The sequence below is a fragment of the Pontibacter sp. GD13 genome (assembly GCF_058216355.1).
Genome location: NZ_JBYZMQ010000001.1, coordinates 400526 through 424760, shown reverse-complemented (window position 1 = coordinate 424760; position 24235 = coordinate 400526). Strand labels below are relative to the sequence as shown.

Here is a 24235-nt window from a genome sequence, read left to right as displayed (position 1 = left end):
TGATTCAACAAATATTGATTCGTGCTCTAATAAAGTTATTAACATGATGAAATAATTAAAAAATGTAATCATATTTATCTTTCTAACGTTTAAGAGAGTATATCCCATCATTCGGTTAACAAATACTTACCCATAGTTTTAGAGGGTATGACAGAGCATGCTAAAAATAAACTTTGAGTAACGGGAAAATTGGAAGCTGAAGGCACAGTATTATTTTCAGTAATTATAAAATACCAGCCATGAAAAGAAACTATCAGCAAGGAGAAGAAAAATTTCGTGTTTTTGAACACGAAAGGGAGGCGGAGCACCAGCGGCGATCAAGAGAGTACCGCGACTTATACAATCCTTTTAAAAATAATTGGAACATCGCATTGAAAAGTGCCAGCAACCCAAAATACGATATATCGCAAGAGAGAAATAGTAAAGTATATGATAGATTCCAGGAAAAGGATGACTCAAGCGATTCTATTTTAAAGTCGCGTACTTTAGGTGAGCTTAACAATGAGCCTCGTTTTTCTCCTTATGAGTCAGAAGGAACTCCCGGCAATGGCTGGAACGATCGGCTTAAGTTCGATAGTACTAGGAATTCAGTACAAAAAGTGGGTGATAAGCAGCAAGAAAAAATGGCAGCGAATGATATGCCCCGAACTACACAGGAAAAAAGGGGTACTGTATCGAATGCACAGCACTCTGCTTTGCTACAGGAAACGGAACCTAACACCTATGGCTACTTTACAACTGGGTACGGACCGAGGGATTGATAACCGTTTATAAAAACATACTAGCACAAGGGACACGGAAAGGGCCAGGACATTAATCCTGGCCCTTTCCGTGTCCCTTGTGTGGCTGAAGTGCAGTATACATGCGATACCTGTTTTTACCCTATATAGGTGTGTACAAGGGGTTTTAAGTACAAGGCTTAACGTGAAATTACCTGCCAAATCGACAGTAATTTATAGCATTTATTATTTATAAAATTTTATTTAATAAAAAATCGTGCAATTTAAATTAGCACTATGTTGCGACAATATCAATTAAAACTGATGGTTATAGTGCAATTGTTGCTTTGAGAATGCTAATGGAAAAATAAAAGGCACTCTTTGTCAATAACCAGCGTTATATGAATAAACCGAAACAATTATACCTGCGAGATGTAGTATAAAATGTATAATAAATACGGAATAATTTCTGCGTTAAATACGTAATTTAAGTACTGTATCAGTTATTAATAAGCATTTAAATTGTACAAATTGTTTAAAAGGTTAATCTTTAAAATTAAAATGAGGATTAATATTAAACAGCTGGTTTGAAATAAAATTAGTGGTTGTTTATTGTCATCCGCAATCGCTGCTGTCCTGCTTCCACTACCAACCCAGAGCTGTAAAACAAATTGTATGATAAAGATTATACTTACAGATGATCATAAGTTAATTCGCGACGGAATAAAAGCCCTTCTGAAAGATGCTGATGGCCTTGAGATCGTCGGAGAAGCTTCTGATGGAGAGCAACTGATCTTGCTGCTACCCACTGTTACAGCTGACGTTGTGGTACTGGACTTAAATATGCCGGGGCAAAATGGATTGGAAGTTATCCGGCAACTGAAGTCAAGCCATCCGGATTTAAAAGTACTTGTGTTGACGATGATCAGCTCTGAGCAGCACGTGCATCAGGCTATTGAAGCTGGAGCGCTGGGGTACCTTTTGAAAAACGCTGGAAAAGACGAACTGATTTCTGCCATAAACCTTGTAGCGCAAGGCACGCCTTATATTTGCTCAGACATTACATTTGAGCTGTTACGTAAAAACGGTGCCAAAATTGATGGTTTTGGGCACAACGGGCAAAGCTCCGGCAAACAACTGAAAGAGTTGACCAAAAGAGAGTTAGAAATTTTGCAGTTAATAGCTGATGGGCACACCAATGCTGCTATTGCTGAACAACTTTTTACGAGTAAACGAACCATTGAGACACATCGGCAGAACCTGCTGGAGAAAACGAAGTCTAAAAACACAGCCACGCTGGTGCGCTATGCTATTCTAAACGGCTTAGTCTCCTAAAGAACAACCCACCCCATAGTTTTACGGAGCATGACAACTCATACTTTGTAAACATCGCCTTGCAAAAGTTTAACAAACAGGCCGGAAGCAAATAATGCTTCCGGCCTGTTTGTTAATTCAGACAGTAGTAGAAGGGCAAACGAAACTGGTGCGTGGCAGGTTGGTCTCTGAGATGGCTTTGTAACCCCCTTGTACGTCTACCAGCTTGTCAAATCCGCGTGCTTTCAGTATGGATGCAGCGATCATGGAGCGGTAGCCGCCGGCACAATGAATATACAGGGTCTCCTCTTTTGGCATTTCGGGCAGAAGTTGGTTCAGCGAATCGAGGGGTTTGTTTGCGGCAGTCACCAGGTGTTCCGCCTGGAACTCCGATGGTTTGCGTACATCAATGATGTTAATGTGACTATCTTGCTCAAAGCGAGTAGCCAGCTCCTGCGCTGCAATCGATACGATACGATCCGTCTCTTTCCCTGCATCTTTCCAGGCATCTATTCCACCCGCCAGGTAACCCAAGGTATGGTCATAGCCCACACGGGCCAGGCGGGTTACCACTTCTTCCTCGCGCCCCTTATCTGCAATAAACAGGATTGGTTGCTGGATATCCTGAATCAGGGCGCCGGCCCATGGAGCGAATCCACCGTCGATGCCGATGAAGATAGAATTCGGAATGAACCCCTTGGCAAAATCCTGTGGCTTACGCGTATCCAGCACCAAAGCACCTGTTGTGTTGGCCGCTGCCTCAAAAGCCTGTGGTGAGAGCGGTTTCAAGCCTTGGTTCAGCACCGTATCCAGGCTGTTGTAGCCCTCCTTGTTCAGCTGCACATTAAAAGGGAAATAACCCGGAGGAGGCTGCAGGCCTTCCGTGACCTCGTGGACGAACTCTTCTTTTGTCATGTCAGCACGCAGGGCATAATTCGTCTGTTTCTGGTTGCCCAGCGTATCCCAGGTTTCCTTGCTCATGTTTTTGCCGCAGGCGGACCCGGCGCCATGCGCCGGGTAAACGATCACCTCATCAGCCAAAGGCATAAGTTTGTTGCGAAGGGAATCGTACAGGTGGCCGGCGAGTTGCTCCTGTGTCAACGCAGATTTAGCTGCGAGGTCCGGGCGGCCCACATCCCCAATGAACAAGGTATCACCTGTAAAAACAGCGAAATCTTTTCCGTTTTCATCTTTAAGCAGGTAGGAGGTAGACTCCATGGTATGCCCGGGCGTGTGCAGTACTTTTATCGTCACGTCGCCTACCACAAGCTCCTCGCCATCCTGGGCAATGTAAGCGTCGAAAGAAGTGTTGGCATTGGGGCCAAAAACGATCTGAGCGCCTGTCTTTTTTGCCAGGTCCAGGTGACCGGAAACGAAATCAGCGTGGAAATGTGTTTCCAGCACGTATTTTATGGCAGCGCCGTCTTTTTCTGCCTTCTCCAGGTAAGGCTTTATTTCGCGCAGCGGATCGATGATCACTGCCTGGCCATTGCTCTCGATGTAATAGGCGCCCTGTGCCAGGCAACCTGTATAGATCTGTTCTACTGTCATGTTCTGTTGTAATAGAATGCTTTGCAAAAGTACCGGTTTCACCTGATACCCTGCAGCAAAAAGTGATCAGGAATTATACCAGGACCAACTTTACCGTCAACTTTACCCTTATGGGGCCACCAGTTGCATCATGAGTCCGGAGAGGTAGGCCGCGTACGTGCCCAGGGCGTATCCTAAAATAGCCAGCAACACCCCCACAGGAGCCAGGGCCGGATGGAAGGCCGCTGCCACGATCGGAGCAGAGGCAGCCCCGCCTACGTTTGCCTGACTACCCACCGCCAGAAAGAAGAACGGGGCCTTTACCAACTTGCCGATGAGCAAAAGCAGCAGCATGTGCACCATGATCCAGATGATGCCGACCAAAAACAAACCGGGCTGGCTTACAATGGCCGTAATGTCCATTTGCATACCAATGGTAGCTACCAAAATGTAGAGGAACAAGCTGCCGATGCGGCTGGCACCTACGCCCTCCAGGTCACGTGCCCTGGTAAACGACAAACAAACCCCCAGGGTGGTGGCAATTACCACGATCCAGAAAAAGCCGGAGGTAAGGCTGAATTTATCCAGGTAAGGGGCGTGCAGCTCTAGCCAGGGGGCAATAAAATCAGCGAAAAAGTGGGCGATGCCCGTAATCCCCAGACCGACACCCGCTATCATGGCTGTGTCTGATAAACTTGGGATGCGCATGATGCTGAGCCGGTGCTTCTCTATTTTATCTTTGAGTTCATTTACGGCGGTGCTATCGGCTTTAAAGAACTTATCCAGCCGATCGCTGATGCCGGCCCCATAAAGCAACACAGCCATCCAGATATTGGCCACGATCACATCCACGGCTATCACCGCAGAAAAAAGGTTTGGGTCGGGCTTAAAAACCTCAAACATGGCCAATTGGTTGGCGCCGCCACCGATCCAGCTGCCGGCAATGGTAGAGAGCCCGCGCCACACGGCGTTTGGCCCTGTACCGCCCACCAGCGCAGGTGCGAAGGAAGATACGATCAGGATGGCAAGCGGGCCGCCAAACATGATGCCTACTGTGCCCGTCAGAAACATCAGCCCTGCCTTGTGCCGCAGTTTCCAGATCTCCTTCAGGTCGAGGCTTATGGTGAACAGCACTAAACTAGCGGGAAGCAAATAACGGGAGGCCACATGGTATAAACCCGACTGTTCCCCGGAGATGATGTTAAAGGAGTTTAACAAGCTGGGTATCAGGTAGCACAGCAGCACAGAAGGCACCACGGAGTAGAATTTCCTGAAAACAGGACGGTTACTGGCGGATGTTTTGAAAACAAAGGCCAGAATAATGACCAGGATACCTAAAACGACTGCATCGTTAGTGATAAGGGGCTCGTGTACAGCAACTTGCTCCATAAAAGGGGCTTGGTTAGAGTGAAAAGGATAGGTTTTACCCTGTCAGAAGCGGAGCTGTTTGCTTGGTTTTGCTAACCCCGGATTTCTACAGCAGCACGAACTACGCGAAAATTTATAGTAAAATCAACATATATCCGACACAAATGGGGTGAATCAGGAGAGGGAACGGCTGCGCTGACAACCCAAGAAAAGAGGGACCCGGTGTTTCCACCAGGTCCCTCTTTTGTATCAACGCACTAACCATTTTAGTGCCAGCATAGGCTTACCAGAGTCGGATTCTGTCTTCTGGTTTCTTGTAAAGCTTATCACCTGGCTTCACATTGAAGGCTTCGTACCAGGCGTCCATGTTCACAGGGGCACCAATGGTGCGGTAAGTTCCCGGTGAGTGCGGATCCGTCAGGATCAACTGCGCGGCTGTTTCCGGCAGAATGTTGGTGCGCCATACCTGAGCCCAGGCCAGGAAGAAACGCTGATCTGGCGTAAAGCCGTCGATCTTCTCGTCTGACTGTCCTTGCTTGGTCATTTTAAAGGCTTCGTAGGCCGCGCTCAGGCCGCCCAGGTCACCGATGTTCTCACCAAGTGTTAGCTTTCCGTTTACGTGGATCGTATCCAGCACGGTGTAGGCATCGTACTGTGCGGCGAGGGCAGCAGCTTTCTCCTTGAATTTAGCCTGGTCTTCTACTGTCCACCAGTTACGAAGCGTGCCGTCCTTGTCGTACTGGCTACCCGAATCATCAAAACCGTGCGAGATCTCGTGGCCGATCACAGCGCCAATACCACCGTAGTTCACCGCATCATCCGCTTCCGGGTCGAAGAAGGGGAACTGCAGGATACCCGCCGGGAACACGATCTCGTTCATTACCGGGCTATAATATGCATTCACGGTTGGTGGCGTCATGCCCCATTTGGTTCTGTCTACTGGCTTGCCAAGCTGGTCAACCATATCGTTGTATGCCCATTGGCCAGAGTTGCGAACATTCTGGAAGAAGGTCTTCCGGTTAATAGCCAGGCCGTCGTAGTTTTTCCAGTTATCCGGATACCCCACTTTGGGTCTGAAGGCGTGAAGCTTAGCAAGTGCCTTTTCTTTGGTCACATCGCTCATCCAATCCAGGTTGTTGATGCGGATCTCGTAAGCCTTGATCAGGTTGGCGATCATGTCGTTCATCCTGGCTTTTGCCTCCGGCTTAAAGTGCTTCTGCACGTACAGCTGCCCCAGCAATTCGCCAATAGTACCATCGGTCAACGACGACATGCGCTGCCAGCGCGGCGTCTGCACTTTCTGGCCCGTGAGCACCTGCGTGAAGGCGAAGTTGGCATCCACGAAATCAGAGCTCAGGTATGGCGCGGCAGACTTCAGCACGTTCCATTGCAGGTAGGTGTTCCAGGCAGCGGAAGGTTCGCTGGTTAGCAGTCCGTTCAGCTCCGTGAAGAACTTGGGGTTATTTACCAGTATGGTGTCTTCGCCGGTTACTTTCATTTTGGCCATCAGCGATTTCCAGTCCATGTTTGGCGTGGTTTTACTGAGGTCGGCTACGGAGAATTTGTTGTAAGTTTTATAAGGGTCACGCATTTCCACGCGTGCCATTTGCGCAGCGGCCAGCTTCTTCTCCAGGTTAAAGATGGTTTCTGCGTTCTTTTTCGCATCAGCCTCTTTAGTGCCTGTCAGGGTGAACAGTTTGGTGATGTACTTTTTGTATGCATCCTGTATCTTCTGACTCCGGGCATCATCCTTCAGGTAGTAGTCACGGTCAGGCAGGGTAGTGCCACCCTGGCTCAGCTGCGGGATCATGGTGTTTGGGTCTTTGCGGTCTTGGCCCACATAGAAGCCGAACATCGGCGATGCAGCACCGGAAGTGCGCAGGTAAGCTACCTCATTCAGCAGCCCTTTTACATCCTTTACTTTCCGGACTCTTTTCAGGTCGGCCTTGATAGGGCTGTAGCCTAGCTTGTCAATCGCTGCGCTGTCCATGCCAGCGGCATAGAAGTCCCCCACACGTTGTTCAATAGAGCCTTTGGCAGCGTCTTTCTTGCTGGCAGCCTCATTCAGGATTGTTTTTACGGCGTTAATGTTGAAATCGCGAAGCTCGTTAAAGCTGCCCCAACGGGTTTCCTTGGCAGGCACCGGGTTGTTTTGCAGCCATACCCCATTGGCATAAGTATAGAAATCGTTTCCAGGGTTAACGCTCAGGTCCATGTTAGCCTTATCAATGAAAGGCTTGGTTTTAGATGCTTCGTTTTTGTATTGGGCAGATGCCTCAGCGGCAAACAGGGAAGCAGTGCCAAACAGCAGGATCGTTAAACGGTTTTTCCAGTTTGAGACGCTTTTTGTGGCTTGTGGTTCAGTCATAGGTGGTTTGGTGTAAGCTAAAATTTGTAAGGTTAGAATAGTTGTTTAATTTATTAGTGCAATAATGTGGCCATAAATGTACAGATTTTTTTAAATGAAAAGCCTGTTACAGGCTATGTTAAACTTAAATTTCTGGAGAGGGCAGGCAGACATCCTGTTTTTTACATTTTCCCGGATAAATGATAACTTGCAAAAAAGCACCTGCACCTGACCATGCCTACTTTCCATAGAACCTGTTACTTGCCTGCGTTCATCTTCATTTTCCTGCTGCTGTTGGGCTCTCCGCTGGCACAGGCACAGCGAAAGCCAGCCGCCCCTAAACAAAAGCCCTATGCTGCTGCGGTGCATAAGGTGGAGGCGCCCGCCATTAAACCCGCCTTTCTGGATAACCTCCACACGGCATGGGTCGACTCCGTTTTCTCTACCCTCTCGCCGGAGGAGCGCATCGCGCAGCTGATCATGATCCCGGTGTACTCCAACAAAGATCAGGCGCACATCGACTCGATCAGCAACATCATTAAAACCTATAAGGTAGGTGGCCTGATCTTTTTCCAGGGAGGTCCTGTTAGGCAAGCGAAGATGACCAACCGCTATCAGCAGGAAAGCAAGGTGCCGCTGCTGGTGAGCATAGATGCGGAGTGGGGGCTTGCCATGCGCCTCGACAGCACCGTGAAGTTCCCGTACCAGATGGCGCTGGGAGGCATAGAGAACGAGCGGCTGATCTACGAGATGGGCCGTGAGATTGCCCGGCAGGCAAAGCGACTGGGCGTACACGTGAACTTTGCCCCGGTGGTGGACATCAACAACAACGCCAATAACCCGGTCATTGGCTTCCGCTCCTTTGGGGAGAACAAGTATAACGTAACCCGTAAGGCCCTGGCTTATATGCACGGCATGCAGGATGAGCACGTACTGGCCAACGCCAAGCACTTTCCGGGTCACGGCGATACCGATGTTGACTCGCATGTGGGCCTGCCCGTGATCAACTTCTCCAAAGTACGCCTGGATTCAGTTGAGCTGTACCCTTTCCGGGAGTTGATGCAAAGCGGCCTTAGCAGTTTGATGGTGGCCCACATGAACATACCAGTGCTCGACAATACCCCCAACCTGGCCTCAACCTTGTCGGGGCCCATTGTAAACGGACTGCTTAAGAAAGAGCTGAACTACGAGGGACTGGTGTTTACCGATGCCCTGAACATGCAAGGTGTGGCAAAGTTTTACCCGCCGGGCATCGTGGACGTGAAGGCACTGCTGGCCGGAAACGATGTGCTGCTAAACACGATGGATGTGGGAACCACGATTGCCGAGGTGCAGAAAGCGATTGCCAACAAAGAAATTACGCAGGCAGAAGTAGATGCGCGTTGCCGCAAAGTGCTGGCAGCGAAGCAATGGGTGGGGCTGGCTAAATGGCAACCCATCGAAACGGAACACCTGATCGCAGACCTCAACAACCCACAGGCCCAGTACCTGAACCGCGAACTGGTGGAAGCCTCGCTGACGCTGCTGCGCAACAAGCAAGACATTGTGCCGGTCAAGTCGCTGGATACCCTAAAGGTGGCTGCCCTGGCCATCGGCACTGACAAGGAAACCGATTTCCAGCGTGGCCTTGCCCGCTATACCAAAGTAGATACCTTCTTCCTGACGCCGAATACCTCCCTTTCCGAGCTACTGGAGCTTAAGCAGAAGCTGCAGGCCTATAACTTGGTGATTGCCGGTGTGCACAGGCTTAACCTGAAAGCGGGCAGCAGCAACTTTGGCGTCACTGCCGAGATGAATTTGTTCCTTAAAGACCTGATCCGCTCCAAGCCAACCATTGTGAGCGTGTTTGGGAATGTGTACAGCCTGGCCGAGTTCGAGGACCTGAAGAATGCCGATGCCGTGCTGGCCGCTTACCAGGAAACCGCCCTGACACAGGATGTGGCCTCGCAGATGATTTTTGGTGGCGTTGGCGCGAAGGGCAAGTTGCCGGTTACCGTGAGCAATGCCTTTCAGATAAATGACGGTTTGGCAACAAGTGGCGGATTGCGCTTTGCCTATACTTCGCCGGAAGCAGTTGGCTTAAGAACGCAGGACCTGGCAGGGATCGACTCGCTGGTGGCGCAGGCCATTTCCGAAAAAGCCACGCCCGGCGCACAGGTTTTGGTGGCGAAAGATGGCAAGGTGATCTACCAGAAAGCCTTCGGCTATCACACCTATGATAAACATACTCCGGTGCAGAACAACGACCTCTACGATTTGGCCTCTGTTACCAAGGTCAGCGCTACGCTGGCTGCTTTTATGAAGCTGGAGAGTGAGGGGCGTTTTGATGTGGACAAGCATCTGGGTGACTACCTACCTATGCTACAGGGCACGGATAAGGCTGATTTAAAGTATAGGGATATCCTGACACACCAGGCAGGGCTGCAGGCCTGGATCCCTTTCTGGAAAGCGACGGTGAAAAAGAACGGCAAGTTTAAATGGCGTACTTTTAAAAATGAACCCTCAAAAAGGTTCCCGATCAAGGTAGCCGATAACCTGTACATTCACCGGAAGTATGCCTGCAAGATATACAAAAGCATTGCCCTGTCGCCACTCAACCAGAAACCGGGCTACGTGTACAGCGACCTCTCCTTTATACTTGCGCCGCTGGTGGTGCAGCACATTACCGGCGAAGACTTTGCAACCTATCTGAAGGAGAATATTTACGAGCCGATTGGCGCTACGTCGCTTACTTTTAACCCCTATAAGCAATACCCGCTCTCCCGCATTGTGCCGACTGAGTACGAGCCGCATTTTCGTGAGCAACTGCTGCACGGCACGGTACACGACGAGGGGGCGGCCATGCTGGGCGGCGTCAGCGGGCATGCCGGCCTTTTCGGCAACGCAAACGATCTGGCCAAGCTGATGCAACTTTATTTAAATGACGGCACCTATGCCGGCAAAACCTACATCGGGGGCAACACGGTAAGCGCGTTCAGCAAGTGCCAGTTCTGCCCCGAGGGCAACCATCGCGCCCTGGGCTTCGACAGGCCTGCCAAGCCGGGGGCACAGGATAGCAATGCGGCCCCGAGCGCCCCGGCAGAAAGCTTTGGCCACTCAGGCTTCACGGGTACCTACACCTGGGTAGACCCGGTGAACAACCTGGTGTATGTTTTCCTGTCTAACCGGGTGAACCCGACCCGTGAGAACCCAAAGCTGAGTCGGTTGAATACCCGCACCAATGTGCTGGAGGTGGTATACCAGGCCCTTGAAAAGTCGAAAATTGTGCAGCAGTAAAGCGGTCAAGGTGCCTTGCAAACCCCTCATCCCAGCCTTCTCCCCGTTTGAGGTGAGGGAGCTTTCCCTTGGGGAGCAGGCCAGTGGAGGGATTTTATGCAGCAGGGTTAGTCTTTGTTCTTGCGGCGTTTCTGCGCTTTTCTTTCCTGGCGTCGTTTTTTCCAGTTCTCTTTCCAGTCTTCGTAGCTGCGGCCCACTTTCTCGGTCACGTTGTTGAATACCCTTTCCAGGAAGTTCTCCTGCGGTGGCTCCGCCCTGTAGGAGGGGCAATTCAGGCTGGCTTGAAGCCGGGCGGGTAAAGGATCGAAGCGGGCATAGTAATAACCTTTATAAGCCGGGTCGATGGCTACTCTTCGGTTAAAGTCGCCCCAGATCGGGAGGGCTGTGTGTGCCCCCTGGCCCAGCGCCAGCGTTCTAAAACGTACCTCCGGACTCTCACCGCCTACCCACACGCCGGTCACCAATTTTGGTGTGATACCGATGAACCAGCCATCGGCATGGTCCTGGGTGGTGCCGGTTTTGCCGGCGATGTCCATCTGCAGGTCGAATTGCGAGCGCAGCTTAACGGCGCTTCCTTCTTCCACCACGCCCTGCATGAGGTGCAGCATAATGGCGGCTGTTTCTTCTGAAACGGCTTTTCGGGCATTCGCACCCGCCTGATGCTCCCGCAATACCTTGTCGTTTCGGTCTGTGATCTTTATGATGTAAACAGGCGCTACCCGGTACCCTTGATTGGCAAACGTCGCATAGGCGGCCACCATCTCCTGCAAGGAAAGGTTTGCAGTGCCTAAGGCCAGCGAAGGCACCTCCGGTAAATTCGATCTGATGCCGAGCCGGTGCGCCATGTCCACGGTGTTGGTTACCCCTGTTTTCATGATCAGCTGGGCGGATACGGTGTTGACCGAGTGTGCCAGTGCCCCGCGCATAGTGTACTCACCGCCATACTGCTCATCGGCGTTGCGCGGCGACCAATTGTCATACTCCGGGTAAGTGGCACGCTCATTCGCGAAATAATCGCAGGGCCTCAGGCCTTTTTCCAGGGCGGCGGCATACAGGATGGGCTTAAAGGTAGAACCCACCTGGCGTTTCGCCTTTACATGGTCATACTTGAAAACATGGTGATCGATGCCGCCAACCCAGGCACGGACATACCCCGAACGAGGCTCCACGGCAAATAGGCCTGTGTTCAGAAATCGCTGGTAATAGGCCACCGAGTCGAGCGGGCTCATGGTTCTATTGTTATTCCCGCTCAGGCCGTACAACTGCATGGGCACCGGTTTCCGGAACACAGCGTTAATCTCTGTTTCCGAAACGCCAGCCTCCTGCATTTTCTTATAGCGGTCGGAGCGGTGCATGGCCACCTGAATCACCTCGGAGTTCTTGCCCCAGGGGGTGCGCCCGCGCCAATGGGCATCGAATTGCTTTTGCAGCAGGGCCATGCGTTTGCGCACCGCAGCCTCGGCATGGCGCTGCATGCCGGCATCAAGGGTGGTGTATATTTTCAGCCCGTCGGTGTACAGGTTATAAGGTTCCCCATTCTTCTTTTCCTGGCCAGCGGCCCACTGTACCAGTTCCTGCCGGAGGTGTTCCCTGAAGTAGGGCGCCAGGCCATCGTTATGGGTGGTGTAGTTATACTTTAGCTGAAGAGGTAGTTTTTTTAAAGAGTCGGCCTGGGCGGCCGTCAGGTAATTATACTTTGCCATTTGCCCCAGTACCACGTTGCGCCTTGTAGTGGAGCGCGCCAGATCAAGACGAGGATTGTAGGTGGTGGTGGCTTTTAGCATCCCAATCAGCACGGCGGCCTCTTCTGGTTTAAGTGATTGCGCCGAGGTACTGAAAAAACGCTGTGCAGCGCGTTCTATCCCATACAGGTTTCCGCCCATTGGCACGGTGTTCAGGTAAAGCTCCAGCAACTCGTCCTTCGCGTAAACCGCCTCCAGCTTCTGGGCGATGATCATTTCCCGGAGTTTTATAGCCGGCATATCCCAGAGCCAGTAGTTTTTACGCGGGAACAGGTTTTTGGCCAGCTGCTGGCTTAGTGTGCTGCCTCCACCGGCGCTTCCGTTTTGCAGCAACAGCGATTTAACAAGCACACGGACCATGCTGCGGGCATCCACCCCGCTGTGGTCGTAGAAGCGCGCATCTTCGGTTGCCACGAGCGCATGAATAGCGGATGGGGAGATATGCTCAAACTTAACGTTGGTACGGTCCTGGATGTAATAGCGCCCAAGCAGCGTGCCATCGGTAGTGTATACTTCGGAGGCGGTGTTGTTCTGGATACTTTTCAGCTCGCGCCGGGAGGGGATGTGGCCCCAAAAGCCCATGTAAACCGACAGGTAGAAAAGCACGAAGGCCAGCAGCCCCGCCAGCGCCAGCTTGTAAAAACTGCGCAGCAAGAACCTGGATTTGAAGCGGGCATGGTTCTGTCGCCAGGCTGCCCGTTTCTGCCGCCAATAGGCGCGGGTGAATTTAGGCTTCAGGCTCTGGTAAAAGGCAGAGAACTCTGCGTGAAAAAACCGGACGAGCGGTACAAAAATCCGGGTGATAAAAAATTTGATGATCTTTTTCAGCGTACGCCTCATGTTCTGTCTGATGCCTGTGTAATGGAGTAGCTTTGCAAGCCACGCTGCTTACAAACGAAATTGTATGAGATTTGGTGCAGCGGAAGCGAAATTACAAAAAATGAGCCAGAGCCATACTTTTTATACTTTTGCAGTTGCATTCAGGGTAGGCAACTCCGGCATGGCATTGCCCAGAAAAAAGGCACGCTCCCGTAAGAGCGTGCCTGGTGCTTTATCCCAAACCGGGTTTAAATTAAATGACTATAAGGCGTCAACTGAGGCCTCAATCACATTTTCTACATTATCGGCCACCAGGTTGAGCAGGTCTAAGCCGGTTTTAGCCTCAATGGCATCCACAGAGGTTCTGTAAACCCTCCAGTCAGAGGATACCGAGTTGTCGTTCGGCATGTCGATGGCAATTACCCTTGTAGCCGTGGTTACGCGGGCGGCATCGTTGTCGCCGTCCGGCAAGATTACCACCACTTTCCAGGTGTTGGAGGGGACGGTGATTTTTCCTCCTGCCAGCGTAGTGGCGTAACCGTTAGCGCCTGTACCGCCTACGCCGTAACCACCTGAGATGATGTATACTTCGTTGCCGCCCGAAAGCAAAGACCGACAGTAACTTTCCAGACTCGCCCAGCCGATGCGGTTGTTGTTGGGCGCCTGCGGCACCATGTTGGTCATCAGGAAGGTGTTGGAGTTGTCGTCCACGGAGAGGGTGCGGTCCGCGGAGGGGCACATGTGCCCCCGGTCGAAGCCGCTCAGGGAATAATCCGTGGCACCTACCTGGTACCATCCGGCAGGGAGGGTAACATCGGCACGAAAATCGTCCTGGCGCGGCGTGCTGCCAAGCCAGGCCTCATCCAGGTGCCAGCTTACCCAGTTGGCGGTGCCCCTGTCGCGGCTGTAGGAGATCACGTACTCCTCTTTGCGGAGCAGGTAATTGTTGGGCTGGTTTACGTCGGTAACGGCATTTGAGGGGTTACCCAGCGACAGGTGCACGGCGCCCAGGCTCGTATCAGCGGGAGGAGGCGTGCCTCCGCCGCCCGAGTCAATCGCCGTTCCGCTGATCACAAAATCATCGATGTTAATCCGATTGCCGGTGCCACTTAGCTTTACTACCCTGAAACGAACAGGCACTGCGTAGTTCACGCTGAAAGTTACGGTAGCCAGGGCAGTAGAAGCGGATGTAACCGTGTTGCCTACTTTGGCCCAACTTCCCCCGCCGTTTGTGGAGGCCTGCAGCTCCCAGGTACTCGCGGCATCGGTGCCGTACACGGCATGGCCGATGGAAAGCCCCTGTGCTTCCTGCACGTCAAACTGCATCTCCAGGGTGCCCAGGTCGCGGATACGGGCCGACTTCATGCCTGTTTTCCTATCTGAGTCGAGGGTGCCGAGCAGTGCTTCGTTCAGGTACCAGTTGCCCGAGGTCAGGGTAACAGCACCTGCAGCGTAACTCCCCTTCGAGCCGCCTTCATAATCTTCTGAAATAGCCCCGGATGTGGCCGGGTCTGGAGCCGGGTTCGATTCGATGCGAACATCATCAATATTGAGGCGGTTGCTGCTGCCGTCTGTTTTGCGCACCTCAAAGCGCACAGGCCCCTGCACATCCAGTGTGAAGCTAACGGTGCTTAGGTTGGATTTGCTGGCTGTGGTGGGAACTCCCACCGGTGTCCATGAGGCGCCGCCGTTGGTAGAGTAGTACACTTCAAACGAAGTGCTTTTATCCCGCCCATACTTGCCATAACTCAGCGCAATTGATTTGGCGCCGTCGGGCAGGTCGAACTCCATGCTCAGCTTGCCGCTGTAACGGATGCGGGCAGACTGTGCCCCGGTTTTGCTGTCGGAGGAGGTGTTGCCTACCAGGGCGTCGTCAAAGTTCCAGGAACCGTTGGTGAAGGGAATGGAGCCCGTGGCGTAGCTGGTTTTGGAGGCACTCTCGAAACCCTCGTCGAAGAAGGTGGCGGCGGTGGCGTATTTCGCCTTGTTAACCGCAAAAGAGGCATTGGGTGCAACACTGTCCGGATTGGTGTCGCAGGCAGTAAAACTGAGGAGGGCCGAGAAGATAAATAGCCATCTAAACAAGTAACTGTGTTTCATTCTATTAATTGTTTAAGGTGAGATAAAGCAAACGAATTAACAGAAACTATTTCAATTTCTATATATCGATAATGATATAATAACACTGGCTGTTGTATTTGTGACTTTTCAGTAGATTGAATGGGATAATGGCCTGCGGCCAAGGCCATAAAAAAGCGCCACCCGGATAATTATCCGAGTGGCGCTTTGTAAGCAGGTATGAAGACCGGCGACTTTTAGCCGTAGATCTCGTTTAGTAAGCCGGCCAGACGGATGCCCGCCTGCAACAGGCGCTGCTCCACCAGGTCGTAGTTCTCGTAGGCATACCGATAGCTCAGTTTCTTATCCTCGGGCAGGGTATACATCTGCTTGCGGTAACTCATGGATTCATTGGCCCAGTCTCTAACAGAGGATGCCTGCCACTGCTTGATCTGCTCTTTGCGCGGCTCACCTAAAAACCGGACAATCTCCGTAAAACTCAGGTTCTTGCTATCGATCATGTCGCTGTCCCATACGCGGTGCAGGTTAGAGGGCTGGTAAAACCACTGCACCTTTACCGCGTTTCCGCCTTGGTCGTCGTAGCCGCCAACATGCATGGGCTGGTGAATGTCGCCAACCAGGTGCACCAGGTATTTAACATACTCTTGCTCCTGCTCTTTGCTCAGGTTCCCCGTCTTTAGCACACGTGTAGCCTCTTCTATCTGGGCAATGATATCACCTTTCGGATTTTTTTGGGTCTGCTCGTAAGTCATGCCGTCCGGAATTGTAACCCAGTGCCAGTCATGGGTATGGTCGTAGGCATGGTCACTTCTAATGTCATCCATCCAGACAGATACCTCCGCCAGCGTATTCTCGTCCAGCAGTTTTAATACCTTTTTTTTGGCTTTTTTACTAAGGTGTTGTTCAGCCACAAGGCCGACGGCTCGGTGCCCGTTCTGGCCCCATGCAAAAGCCTGTCCGGTGATCAACAGGCAAAGAAGGAAAACGCTTCCTATTTTTTTCATATACATGATAAGGGTATTTTGACTTCAAAGATACAAAACAACAAAAATTATACTTGTTTTCGTTGCCAAATCATCAAAAGATAAATTTTCAATGTAAATTGATGCAAATATTTGTCTTGATGGATTTAAGGTAAATATGGTTGTGGTTGGCTACAGGATAGAACGGCGTCAAGGCTTGTTGGCAGGTAATAAATGACAGCTGTTTCTTCCTGATTGATTTGGCAGGCACTTCAAAAATAACATCCCACTAGAGTAAGATGACAGAAAGCGAAGATCAGAAAAAGCAAAGTGCGGTTTTAAAAATGTTTGAGGGGGACGGGGAAATGGCCGCGCTGATGCGGGCCTATAACTGGGATGCACACCCCCTGGGCAACCCTCACTTCTGGCCTATAAGTCTGCAGGCAAATATCCGGTTAATGCTTCATTCTGCCTTCCCCATGTTCATCTGGTGGTCTGATGAGTTCTATATGTTTCACAACGATGCGTATCTTCCAGCCCTGGGGAAAAAACATCCGGAAGCCTTAGGCGCCAGTGCACGCAAGATGTGGGCCGAAATCTGGTGGCAGCTGGGCGTGGTGGCAGAAGGCATCTTACAGGAGGCCAATCATTTTTATGCCGAAGAGTTGCTTGTGCTGCTCGATCGGGAGGGCTTTATAGAAGAAACCTACTGGACTTTCTCTTACAGCCCGGTGTTTAACGATGCTGGAGATGCAGAGGGTGTTTTTTGCGCCTGCACCGAGGTTACCAGTACCGTGCTGGGGAAAAGGAGGCTGGCAACGCTGATGGATACGGGGACTGCCATTAGCCAGGGGCAGACATTAGAAAGCTCCTGCCAGGTAGCTATCGATATTTTTAGCAATAATAGGAACGATGTGCCTTTCAGCCTGGTCTACCTGCTTGTAAACGATGGGACCACTGCCCGGCTCGCATCGTCAACGGGGCAGCTTTCTGCTCACCTTACACCAGAATGTGTTGATTTAGCAGTAGAAAATGAAAGCCAGGTATGGCCTCTGGCTAAAGCAATGCAAACAAACAAGGAAGTAAGGGTTACAGACTTGAATGAAACTTATTTATTGAAAGCGGATCCGGATGTGGAACTGGTGGTGCAGGAAGCCGTTGTGCTTCCCATTCTAAGCCCTGGGGAGAGTGACGTGATCGGATTTTTAATATGCGGCATCAGTCCACGGCTACCTTACGACATTGATTACCTTAATTTTCATAAGCTTATTGCCGGGCAATTCTCTACCTTGATCACCACTGTGAAAGCCCGTGAGAATTTTATGCGGCAGCAAGCCATGCTCAAAGAGGTTTTTGAGCAAGCTCCCGTAGCCATTACCATCATGAAGGGGCCAGACTATGTGGTTGAACTGGCAAACCCGGCGATGTGTGCCCTGTGGGGCAGAAAGCAAGCTGAGGTTTTGGACAGGCCGGTGCTGGAGGCTTTGCCCGAGGTGAAAGAACAGGGCATAGGAGAGCTACTGGACAATGTATATACAACCGGTATACCGTATAAGAACGATGAGCTTGCCGTGGTGTTTGATCACAACGGCATCATGGAAACTGTGTATGTAAGTTTTGTCTACCAGCCCTTGTACAATGCTGAAAGCCAGATAGAGGGTATTATTTGCATCGCTGTAAATATTAACCAACAGGTGGAGGCAAGGCATAAAATAGAGCAAATCAACCAAGAGCTGATGGCCACCAACGCCGACCTCGATAACTTTGTTTATGCGGCATCACACGACCTGAAAGCGCCTATTTCTAACATCGAAGGCCTGATGGAAGCACTGGTAGATTACCTGCCCGGTGCTACTTTAGCTACCAAAGAGGTGCAACAGGTGATTCAGTACATCAGCGATTCTATAAACAGGTTTAAGCGCGCCGTGAACGACCTGACACAGGTAGCCAGGGTGCAGCGCGAAGGTGGGGGGGAAATCGAACTGGTTTCGCTGGCCGGTGTAGTGGACGAGGTGCTGCTCGACTTTCGCACCACCATTGCCGAAGTAGGAGCAGAGGTTGTTGTAAACACAGAAAACAACAGTTCAGTTGAGTTCTCCACTAAAAATGTAAGGAGTGTGGTATACAACCTGGTTAGCAACGCATTAAAATACCATGCCCCTGATCGTAAACCGGAGGTTAGGATAGCCACCAGTGAAACGAAAGCATACATTGTTTTAACGGTTACGGACAACGGGTTGGGACTTAGTCCGGCGGATAAAGAAAAAATATTCTCTATGTTCAAGCGCTTGCACGACCACGTGGAGGGGTCGGGCGTGGGGCTATACATTGTAAAGAAAATTGTGGAGAACGCCGGCGGTAAAATTGAGGTGGAAAGTGAAAAAGGAATAGGTACAACCTTTAAGATCTATTTTAAGCGTTAACAGGCACCTCTTCCGGGAACCGGAATGTAAAAGTGGTTCCAGTATCGGGTACAGACGAAACCGAAAGCTTGATCTTGTGGAACTTTGCCACCGTTTGCACAATCGGTAAGCCCAGTCCGTGACTTTCCCGATCGGGGATGTGCAGGCGCTTGAAGCGGTCAAAGATATGCGGCAGCTGCGCCGGCGCGATGCCAATGCCCGTGTCGGTAACACTTAGCAGATAGCCTTTTTTGGTAGCGTGCGCTTGTATGGATACTGACCCGCCAGGTCTGTTATACTTGATGGCGTTGTTTACTACATTAAATAGCATGGTAAACAGCAGTGCGTAGTCGGCTTTCACTGTCAGGTCGTCGTCCACCTGTACTTCCAGTGTCAGTTGCCGGGCTTCTATGCGTTCCTGAATCTCCTCGGCCACATCCAAAACCAAGGCTTCTATATTTACTTCTTCATTTTTAAGGTACTGCTCATTCTCAATTCGGGAGATGAGTAACAGCGCCTGTATGATGTTTTTAAGCCGGTGCAAGGTTTTTTGGCTCTCCACCATTTTTACCAACATGCCTTCGGGCAGCTCAGGGTCGTTGAGCAGGTTCTCCATGCGGGTTTGCAGAATAGTTACCGGAGTAAGCAGTTCATGCGATACGTTGCCGATAAACTCCTTCTCGCTCCGGAACGCATGCTGTATCTGCCCCATCATACTATTAATCGTATCGTTGAGGTACACAAAGTCGTTGGTGGAAGTGGGTAGCGTGGCGGGCTTAAAAGTGTCGGGGTGGCCAATGCGCTGCACCCGACGGATAATTAACCGGAGCGGACGCAGCAGGATCTTCACAAAAGCCAGATCGATGAAAACGGTGATGAGCACAATGGCGCCCAAAAAATAAAAGGCGTAGCGCTGCAGCGTGTCGCTGGTCTCGCGGATGGTGTCGAGGCTGCGGCCGATCTCGAGCAGGTAGGTGCCGCCCTGCACCTCAAAAGCCAGGCTGAGCACCCTGTATTCCACTACCTGCCCCTCTACGTTGCGGAAGCTGTTCTCTATCCGGTTGTTGATCCGGGAGCTGTCGATGGGCTCCAGGGAAATGAACTCCTCTTTAAGCAGGTTGTAGCTGCCGTACACCTCATCCTCATCGGCCCGCACGAACGAGGTAATCTCCTGCTGCTCAATGATATCGAAGATACGCTCCTTCTTTTCGAGCAGACGTTGGTCTGTGGTGTGAAGGGCAACCCGCTGGATAAGCGGGGGCAGCACCAACACCAGCACAAAGAAGATAACGACCTTAGAGGCCGCGCTGAAAAGCGTGAGCTTTGCCTGTAGCCGCATGTTATACCGTTAACCTGTAGCCTACCCCGCGTACGGTCTCCAGCCAGTCTTTGGGAATATAGTCGCCTAGCTTTTTGCGCAGGTTTTTTATGTGCACGTCAATGTAATTAGAGTCGTAATCGTCTTCGAGCAGGTTACCCCAGATGTGCTCGGTGAGTTGCAGCCGGGTAAGGATGCGATTTTTATGCAGCAGCAGGTAGTGCAACAGGTCGAACTCCTTTTTGGTGAGCGAGAGTTCGGTATCCTTGAAGCGCACGCGCCGGGCTGCGCTGTCCAGTTCAAGGCCATGGAGCGTAAACACCGACGACTTTACCTGGAACTTGCGTCTGAGGATGGCTTGCATGCGCATTTGCAGCTCCAACAGCGAGAACGGTTTGGGCAGGTAGTCGTCCGCACCCAGGGCCAGTCCCTCAATGCGGTCTTCTACAGCTCCGCGGGCGGTCAGGATGATGACAGCGGCATCCAGTTCCTGGTCTTTTACCTCCCTGAGCAGGTCCAGGCCTTTGTAATCCGGCAGCCCCAGGTCCAGCAGGATAAAGTCATAGCGGTTCACGGCTATTTTCTCGGAGGCATCCTGGCCGGTATAGGCTGTGTCGCAGCGGTAATGCTCTTTTGTCAGGAAATGGACCAGCTCCTTAGCCAGGCTTTTTTCATCTTCAACAATGAGTACATGCATGGGGAAAGGCGTATGTTAAAAAGTATAACTGACGTTTAACGAATAAAAGGACTGGGCTTTGGAGGCATCACCCTCAATTTTATTTACCGGGATAGAATACCTGTAAGCAGGCTCCAGTTCAAAGTTACCCAAATATATGACCACCGGAAGCTTTAGCTCATAGTTCAGCAGGTTAAACCTGCTTACAGCCGTAGTAGTAGTGGTTGTGGAGGAGGTCCCTTTATCATCTTTGGGTTTGTTGTTGCCGCCGCCGCCGGGGTTGAGCGGATCGAACACGCCACCAATGGGTGTGCCTGTTAGGGGGCCTCCGCTTGTGGAGCCGCCGCTGGTAGGCAGGGCTGCTTTCTTGTTTTCGGTGGTGGTGTAGGTTTCGTTAAACCGTTGCGTGCCTGCTGTAACCGTTACCTTGGGATCGAGGCCGATAACATGCCTGCCGTTCCAGAGGGGGTTTAGCGGGATAAACCTGGAGTTCTCCAGCACGGTGAACAGATCGTGCCCATCACCAAAGATGTAGCTTGTCGTTAAGCCCGTATACAGAATGCGCCAGTCAATGGCCGCTTTCACAGAAAGGGCATTGGAGGTTGCGGCTTTCACGAGCGGGGTATTCTGCCCGAAGATAAAGCGGGAATAGCTGACATTCGTTTCAACCAGGTCACGGATCTTTACGCTGTAGCCCACCGACAGGTCTGTTTCATCTAGGTAGCTTTCGGTGTTAAAAAGCTGATAGGATGTAACAGCGCCCCAAAGACCGGTGCGGTGCACGTAGGTAAGAGAGGCAGCGACATAGGGGTAGCGAGTAGCGGTGTTGCGCCCGAAAAAGGAGGAGTTGTTCGCCACTTCAGCCCCGATAGTCCACCAGCCTTTTTTCACCAGTATGGAGTCCGGCGCTTCGCCTGTTTGCACAGGGGCAGCGTTTGCAGTTGCAGGCAGGGTGGCAGCAAGCAGTAGCCCGACCATTACCAGCCAGTGAGAAGTACGTTTTTTCATAAGTAAAAAAGTTCGGCAGCCCGCGCAGGAAGCGCAGGCTGCTGAACAGTAAGGTGAGATGATGGGTAATTAGTTACCAACTTTGATCTTAGAGCCTACTTTCACGGCACCGCCTACCTGCACCGGGCGGGTAGATACGTTTGTTTTCACGGCACCGGCTGCATTTGCTTTCACAGGCTTAACCGCTCCATTGGCAGCACCTGATACGGTGGTGGCCGTTTCGGAGCCGGTCGTTTTCACTTTGCCCGCGGCACGGGCGGCACCTGCTGCGCGTGAAGCACCTCCCCGGCGCACTTTGCTCTGCACATTAGCGGCAGCCTCAGTCTTTGCCTCAGCCTCAGTCTCAGCCTTAGCTTGCTTCTCATTGCGTTTCGCGTTGGCTACCTCTTTAACCTCCTGGCCTTTTTCCGCTCCTTTTTCCTTGTTGCCCTGCGCCACGTTTACCACAGCTGCGCCTTGGGTTTCAGCCTTCACGGTCTGGCCCTTCAAGGCGGTCTCTGTGCGCTGGCCTGCCTGTAGTGTGGCCTGTATAGTGCTTTCGGCCGCATCCGAGCCTTTTGCTTTAACCGCTGTGGCATTGCTCTTGGCAACCTCGGCCACTGCCTGTCCATGATTCTCAGCTTCCTTACCTTTTAGGGTGACGGTTGCCTCGCCTTGCTGGGCCACCTCGGCTACTGCCTTTCCGTGGTTTTCTTTCGGTGTGTCCTGCTTTTCCTGCTCAGGCTGAGGGGCTGGCTTTTCTTCTTCCGGCTTTTCGGGAGTGGTGGCAGCTTTCCTGTCCTTCTTTTCTGCTTTCAGGGCTGCCTTTTGCTGGGCTCTGGCTTCTTTGGTATCCGCTTTTTGCGCATTGGTTAGCTTGGCTTCAGCAGCCAGTGTGGCAGCAGACTCAGAGGAAGCCTTTGTTGCCTTGCCGTCCTGCTCTGCCTTTACCACTGTGCTGGTTTTGGCATTTACAGCTGTCGTATTGTTCTGGGCAAATGCCGTGGCTACTGTGAAGAAAGCGGCGGCTAAGAATGTTATTTTTTTCATCGTTGTATGTTTTTTAAATAGTTTATGGATCAAAACTATCAGGTCAAGATGAAGCGAAAATGAAGAAACGGTTTTTTTTGAAATTTTTTTTATTTTTTTTCAGACAGCTACATGCCACGCTGCCCGTTTTGGAGGAAGGTTTCGTATGCAGAAAGTAATTCAGGCCGGCTCAGTTCCTTTCAGAAGGAAGCATCTTTACCAGAAAATCGTTAAAGTAATATACACTATCACCACAAAGCTATGAACAAACACGATAATTATAACAAGCCGCGCCGTATGCGTTACGGCGACCTGGATGAGGAACAGGGTCGCAGGCCCTCTCAAATTAACGATAACAGAGAAGACGAAAGGGGCGGGGAAGGAAATGCCTACAATGACTTCATGAACCACAACTATGGCCAAAGAGCAAGTCAGGACGGGCCGCCAAGGGCGGGATATAAACACCAGGGTGCTGCTGGTTACAGCCGCACCCCCTACCACAAGGGCGACCAGGACCAGGACCGGGAGCGCAGCGCAGCGCAGGTCGACAAAAGAAGTATAAACCGGCGTTTCGGAACAGACTCTGATCGCGGCGGCTATACCAACCGCGACCCAAACTATTAATTGGCTCTTTTTTTTTTGACCGTTGCTGGAATGCAGCCAACAGCTTAACATGGCAGCATTTGCCTATATACCACAAAGCCAGCCTCCTGAACTGTTTCAGGGAGCTGGCTTATGAATTCCTGCTATGTACTACCTTTGCTACATGGAGCGGTGGTTGCTGGCCATTTGCTTCATGCCCTCGAAATTCTGGGCAGCGTAGGCATCAATTTTCGCAGGTTCCAGGAAGTTGATCTTGATCTGCTCCTCCCGTTGCTGACCACCCAGAATCACGTTTATTTCCTTGTTCAGCAGCCCTTCCACCGCTACCCTCGCTACTTTTTCTGGCGAGTCCATTTCTCCAGTCTTGGCGGTTGTCATCATGTCAGTGTCTGTGGCTGAAGGGTAAACTGTTATCACATGAATCGGAAAGGCATGCAGCTCTCTGCGCATTGCGTCTGAGAACTGCCGCACAGCGGCTTTGGTAGCGGCATATACGCTATAGAACGGCATAGCGATGTACCCAAAACCTGAGGAGATATTCATGATGGCGCCATCTTTACTTTTTTCCAGGAGCGGCAAAGCCTTTTTTGTAAGCAAGATCAATCCTGTCAGGTTGATGTTTATCTGGCTGATGATATCCTCATCACTTTGTTCTGAGAGTAAGCCAGCGCTCACTACTCCGGCGTTGTTAATTAGGATATCGAGTTCACCCCATTTCTCGGTTACCTCGGCAACAGCTTTGTCAAGGTCGTAGGCCTTTGCCACATCACCCTGTAGAAGTAGGAAGTTCACTGAGGTGAATTCTGTTTTGAGGGCTTCCAGGGGTTCATTTCTTCTGCCCATCACAGCCATATCCTTCACACCCCGGTTTATCAGTTCCTGGATAAGCGCTTTGCCTATACCCGCGCTACCTCCTGTAATCAGTATTTTTTTATTCTCTAAATCCATAAGTTTTGAGTTAATTGTTGTTTACGGAAACGAGGCAGGGGTGAGATTGTTCGGATAGGAGTTAGAAATTGACTTACAACTTGTTTGGCCTATTTAAATATGCATGCGCTAGAGAA

16 protein-coding genes are annotated in these 24235 nt (G+C 51.2%); 5 read left to right on the top strand and 11 right to left on the bottom strand.

Translation table 11 applies throughout. The features are described 5' to 3' along the window. The first annotated feature begins 239 nt into the window (after positions 1-239). Together AC4BAN_RS01705 and AC4BAN_RS01700 are read left to right on the top strand one after the other, a co-directional pair. Entirely contained in the window at positions 240-761 is a 522-nt protein-coding gene (locus tag AC4BAN_RS01705) for a hypothetical protein (RefSeq protein ID WP_490562633.1), read from the top strand. Positions 762-1394: 633 nt separating this feature from the next. After that, positions 1395-2054 (top strand): response regulator, encoded by a 660-nt coding sequence (locus AC4BAN_RS01700; RefSeq protein WP_490562632.1) that lies wholly within the window; start codon positions 1395-1397, stop codon positions 2052-2054. A gap of 117 nt (positions 2055-2171) precedes the next feature. Here the strand turns inward: AC4BAN_RS01700 and AC4BAN_RS01695 are convergent, their stop codons facing one another. The 3 genes from AC4BAN_RS01695 to AC4BAN_RS01685 all read right to left on the bottom strand — a co-directional run bounded on the left by AC4BAN_RS01695 (position 2172) and on the right by AC4BAN_RS01685 (position 7299). Beyond that, positions 2172-3584: an MBL fold metallo-hydrolase gene (locus tag AC4BAN_RS01695; RefSeq protein ID WP_490562631.1), complete on the bottom strand. Its 1413-nt coding sequence runs from the start codon at positions 3582-3584 to the stop codon at positions 2172-2174. 108 nt (positions 3585-3692) lie between these two features. Next, complete coding sequence (locus AC4BAN_RS01690; RefSeq protein WP_490562630.1) at positions 3693-4952, bottom strand: DUF819 family protein; 1260 nt, start codon at positions 4950-4952, stop codon at positions 3693-3695. A gap of 262 nt (positions 4953-5214) precedes the next feature. Further along, entirely contained in the window at positions 5215-7299 is a 2085-nt protein-coding gene (locus tag AC4BAN_RS01685; RefSeq protein WP_490562629.1) for a M13 family metallopeptidase, read from the bottom strand. A gap of 213 nt (positions 7300-7512) precedes the next feature. Between AC4BAN_RS01685 and AC4BAN_RS01680 the strand changes: the two genes are divergently transcribed. Then, on the top strand, positions 7513-10554 hold the full coding sequence (locus AC4BAN_RS01680; RefSeq protein ID WP_490562628.1) for a serine hydrolase domain-containing protein: 3042 nt from the start codon (positions 7513-7515) through the stop codon (positions 10552-10554). Positions 10555-10661: 107 nt separating this feature from the next. On the opposite strand, the gene AC4BAN_RS01675 is transcribed toward AC4BAN_RS01680, so the two are convergent. The 3 genes from AC4BAN_RS01675 to AC4BAN_RS01665 form a co-directional block, all read right to left on the bottom strand. Further along, positions 10662-13136: a penicillin-binding protein 1A gene (locus AC4BAN_RS01675; RefSeq protein ID WP_490562627.1), complete on the bottom strand. Its 2475-nt coding sequence runs from the start codon at positions 13134-13136 to the stop codon at positions 10662-10664. Positions 13137-13376: 240 nt separating this feature from the next. After that, positions 13377-15215, bottom strand: a complete 1839-nt coding sequence (locus AC4BAN_RS01670; protein WP_490562626.1) for a DNA/RNA non-specific endonuclease — start codon at positions 15213-15215, stop codon at positions 13377-13379. A 215-nt stretch (positions 15216-15430) separates the two neighbouring features. After that, a complete protein-coding gene (locus AC4BAN_RS01665) occupies positions 15431-16198 on the bottom strand; it encodes a S1/P1 nuclease (RefSeq protein WP_490562625.1) in 768 nt (255 codons plus the stop codon). A gap of 257 nt (positions 16199-16455) precedes the next feature. On the opposite strand from AC4BAN_RS01665, the gene AC4BAN_RS01660 reads away from it, so the two are divergent. Further along, positions 16456-18579 carry a GAF domain-containing sensor histidine kinase gene (locus tag AC4BAN_RS01660; protein ID WP_490562624.1) on the top strand — a complete coding sequence of 708 codons (2124 nt, stop codon included), beginning with the start codon at positions 16456-16458 and terminating at the stop codon, positions 18577-18579. Here AC4BAN_RS01660 and AC4BAN_RS01655 read toward each other — a convergent pair. The 4 genes from AC4BAN_RS01655 to AC4BAN_RS01640 form a co-directional block, all read right to left on the bottom strand. Beyond that, positions 18569-19897, bottom strand: coding sequence for a sensor histidine kinase (locus tag AC4BAN_RS01655; protein ID WP_490562623.1), 1329 nt, complete (start codon positions 19895-19897; stop codon positions 18569-18571). The two genes, AC4BAN_RS01660 and AC4BAN_RS01655, sit on opposite strands and share 11 nt — an antisense overlap. A 1-nt stretch (position 19898) precedes the next feature. Next, positions 19899-20573 carry a response regulator transcription factor gene (locus AC4BAN_RS01650; RefSeq protein ID WP_490562622.1) on the bottom strand — a complete coding sequence of 225 codons (675 nt, stop codon included), beginning with the start codon at positions 20571-20573 and terminating at the stop codon, positions 19899-19901. 15 nt (positions 20574-20588) lie between these two features. Next, positions 20589-21560, bottom strand: coding sequence for a hypothetical protein (locus AC4BAN_RS01645; RefSeq protein ID WP_490562621.1), 972 nt, complete (start codon positions 21558-21560; stop codon positions 20589-20591). A gap of 69 nt (positions 21561-21629) precedes the next feature. Further along, positions 21630-22589 carry a hypothetical protein gene (locus AC4BAN_RS01640; RefSeq protein ID WP_490562620.1) on the bottom strand — a complete coding sequence of 320 codons (960 nt, stop codon included), beginning with the start codon at positions 22587-22589 and terminating at the stop codon, positions 21630-21632. Between the two features lie 240 nt (positions 22590-22829). Here AC4BAN_RS01640 and AC4BAN_RS01635 point away from each other — a divergent pair, with 240 nt between their 5' ends. Continuing rightward, complete coding sequence (locus tag AC4BAN_RS01635; protein ID WP_490562619.1) at positions 22830-23192, top strand: hypothetical protein; 363 nt, start codon at positions 22830-22832, stop codon at positions 23190-23192. 138 nt (positions 23193-23330) lie between these two features. On the opposite strand, the gene AC4BAN_RS01630 is transcribed toward AC4BAN_RS01635, so the two are convergent. Beyond that, entirely contained in the window at positions 23331-24119 is a 789-nt protein-coding gene (locus AC4BAN_RS01630) for an SDR family NAD(P)-dependent oxidoreductase (protein WP_490562618.1), read from the bottom strand. Positions 24120-24235 lie beyond the last annotated feature (116 nt).

What these genes read in the sequence shown, in the direction of transcription:
- AC4BAN_RS01700 (WP_490562632.1), top strand. Translation starts at nt 1,395, where the DNA reads ATGATAAAGATTATACTTACAGATGATCATAAGTTAATTCGCGACGGA.
- AC4BAN_RS01630 (WP_490562618.1), bottom strand. Translation starts at nt 24,119, where the DNA reads ATGGATTTAGAGAATAAAAAAATACTGATTACAGGAGGTAGCGCGGGT.
- AC4BAN_RS01635 (WP_490562619.1), top strand. Translation starts at nt 22,830, where the DNA reads ATGAACAAACACGATAATTATAACAAGCCGCGCCGTATGCGTTACGGC.
- AC4BAN_RS01695 (WP_490562631.1), bottom strand. Translation starts at nt 3,584, where the DNA reads ATGACAGTAGAACAGATCTATACAGGTTGCCTGGCACAGGGCGCCTAT.
- AC4BAN_RS01655 (WP_490562623.1), bottom strand. Translation starts at nt 19,897, where the DNA reads ATGCGGCTACAGGCAAAGCTCACGCTTTTCAGCGCGGCCTCTAAGGTC.
- AC4BAN_RS01680 (WP_490562628.1), top strand. Translation starts at nt 7,513, where the DNA reads ATGCCTACTTTCCATAGAACCTGTTACTTGCCTGCGTTCATCTTCATT.
- AC4BAN_RS01665 (WP_490562625.1), bottom strand. Translation starts at nt 16,198, where the DNA reads ATGAAAAAAATAGGAAGCGTTTTCCTTCTTTGCCTGTTGATCACCGGA.
- AC4BAN_RS01650 (WP_490562622.1), bottom strand. Translation starts at nt 20,573, where the DNA reads ATGCATGTACTCATTGTTGAAGATGAAAAAAGCCTGGCTAAGGAGCTG.
- AC4BAN_RS01685 (WP_490562629.1), bottom strand. Translation starts at nt 7,299, where the DNA reads ATGACTGAACCACAAGCCACAAAAAGCGTCTCAAACTGGAAAAACCGT.
- AC4BAN_RS01690 (WP_490562630.1), bottom strand. Translation starts at nt 4,952, where the DNA reads ATGGAGCAAGTTGCTGTACACGAGCCCCTTATCACTAACGATGCAGTC.
- AC4BAN_RS01645 (WP_490562621.1), bottom strand. Translation starts at nt 21,560, where the DNA reads ATGAAAAAACGTACTTCTCACTGGCTGGTAATGGTCGGGCTACTGCTT.
- AC4BAN_RS01640 (WP_490562620.1), bottom strand. Translation starts at nt 22,589, where the DNA reads ATGAAAAAAATAACATTCTTAGCCGCCGCTTTCTTCACAGTAGCCACG.
- AC4BAN_RS01705 (WP_490562633.1), top strand. Translation starts at nt 240, where the DNA reads ATGAAAAGAAACTATCAGCAAGGAGAAGAAAAATTTCGTGTTTTTGAA.
- AC4BAN_RS01670 (WP_490562626.1), bottom strand. Translation starts at nt 15,215, where the DNA reads ATGAAACACAGTTACTTGTTTAGATGGCTATTTATCTTCTCGGCCCTC.
- AC4BAN_RS01660 (WP_490562624.1), top strand. Translation starts at nt 16,456, where the DNA reads ATGACAGAAAGCGAAGATCAGAAAAAGCAAAGTGCGGTTTTAAAAATG.
- AC4BAN_RS01675 (WP_490562627.1), bottom strand. Translation starts at nt 13,136, where the DNA reads ATGAGGCGTACGCTGAAAAAGATCATCAAATTTTTTATCACCCGGATT.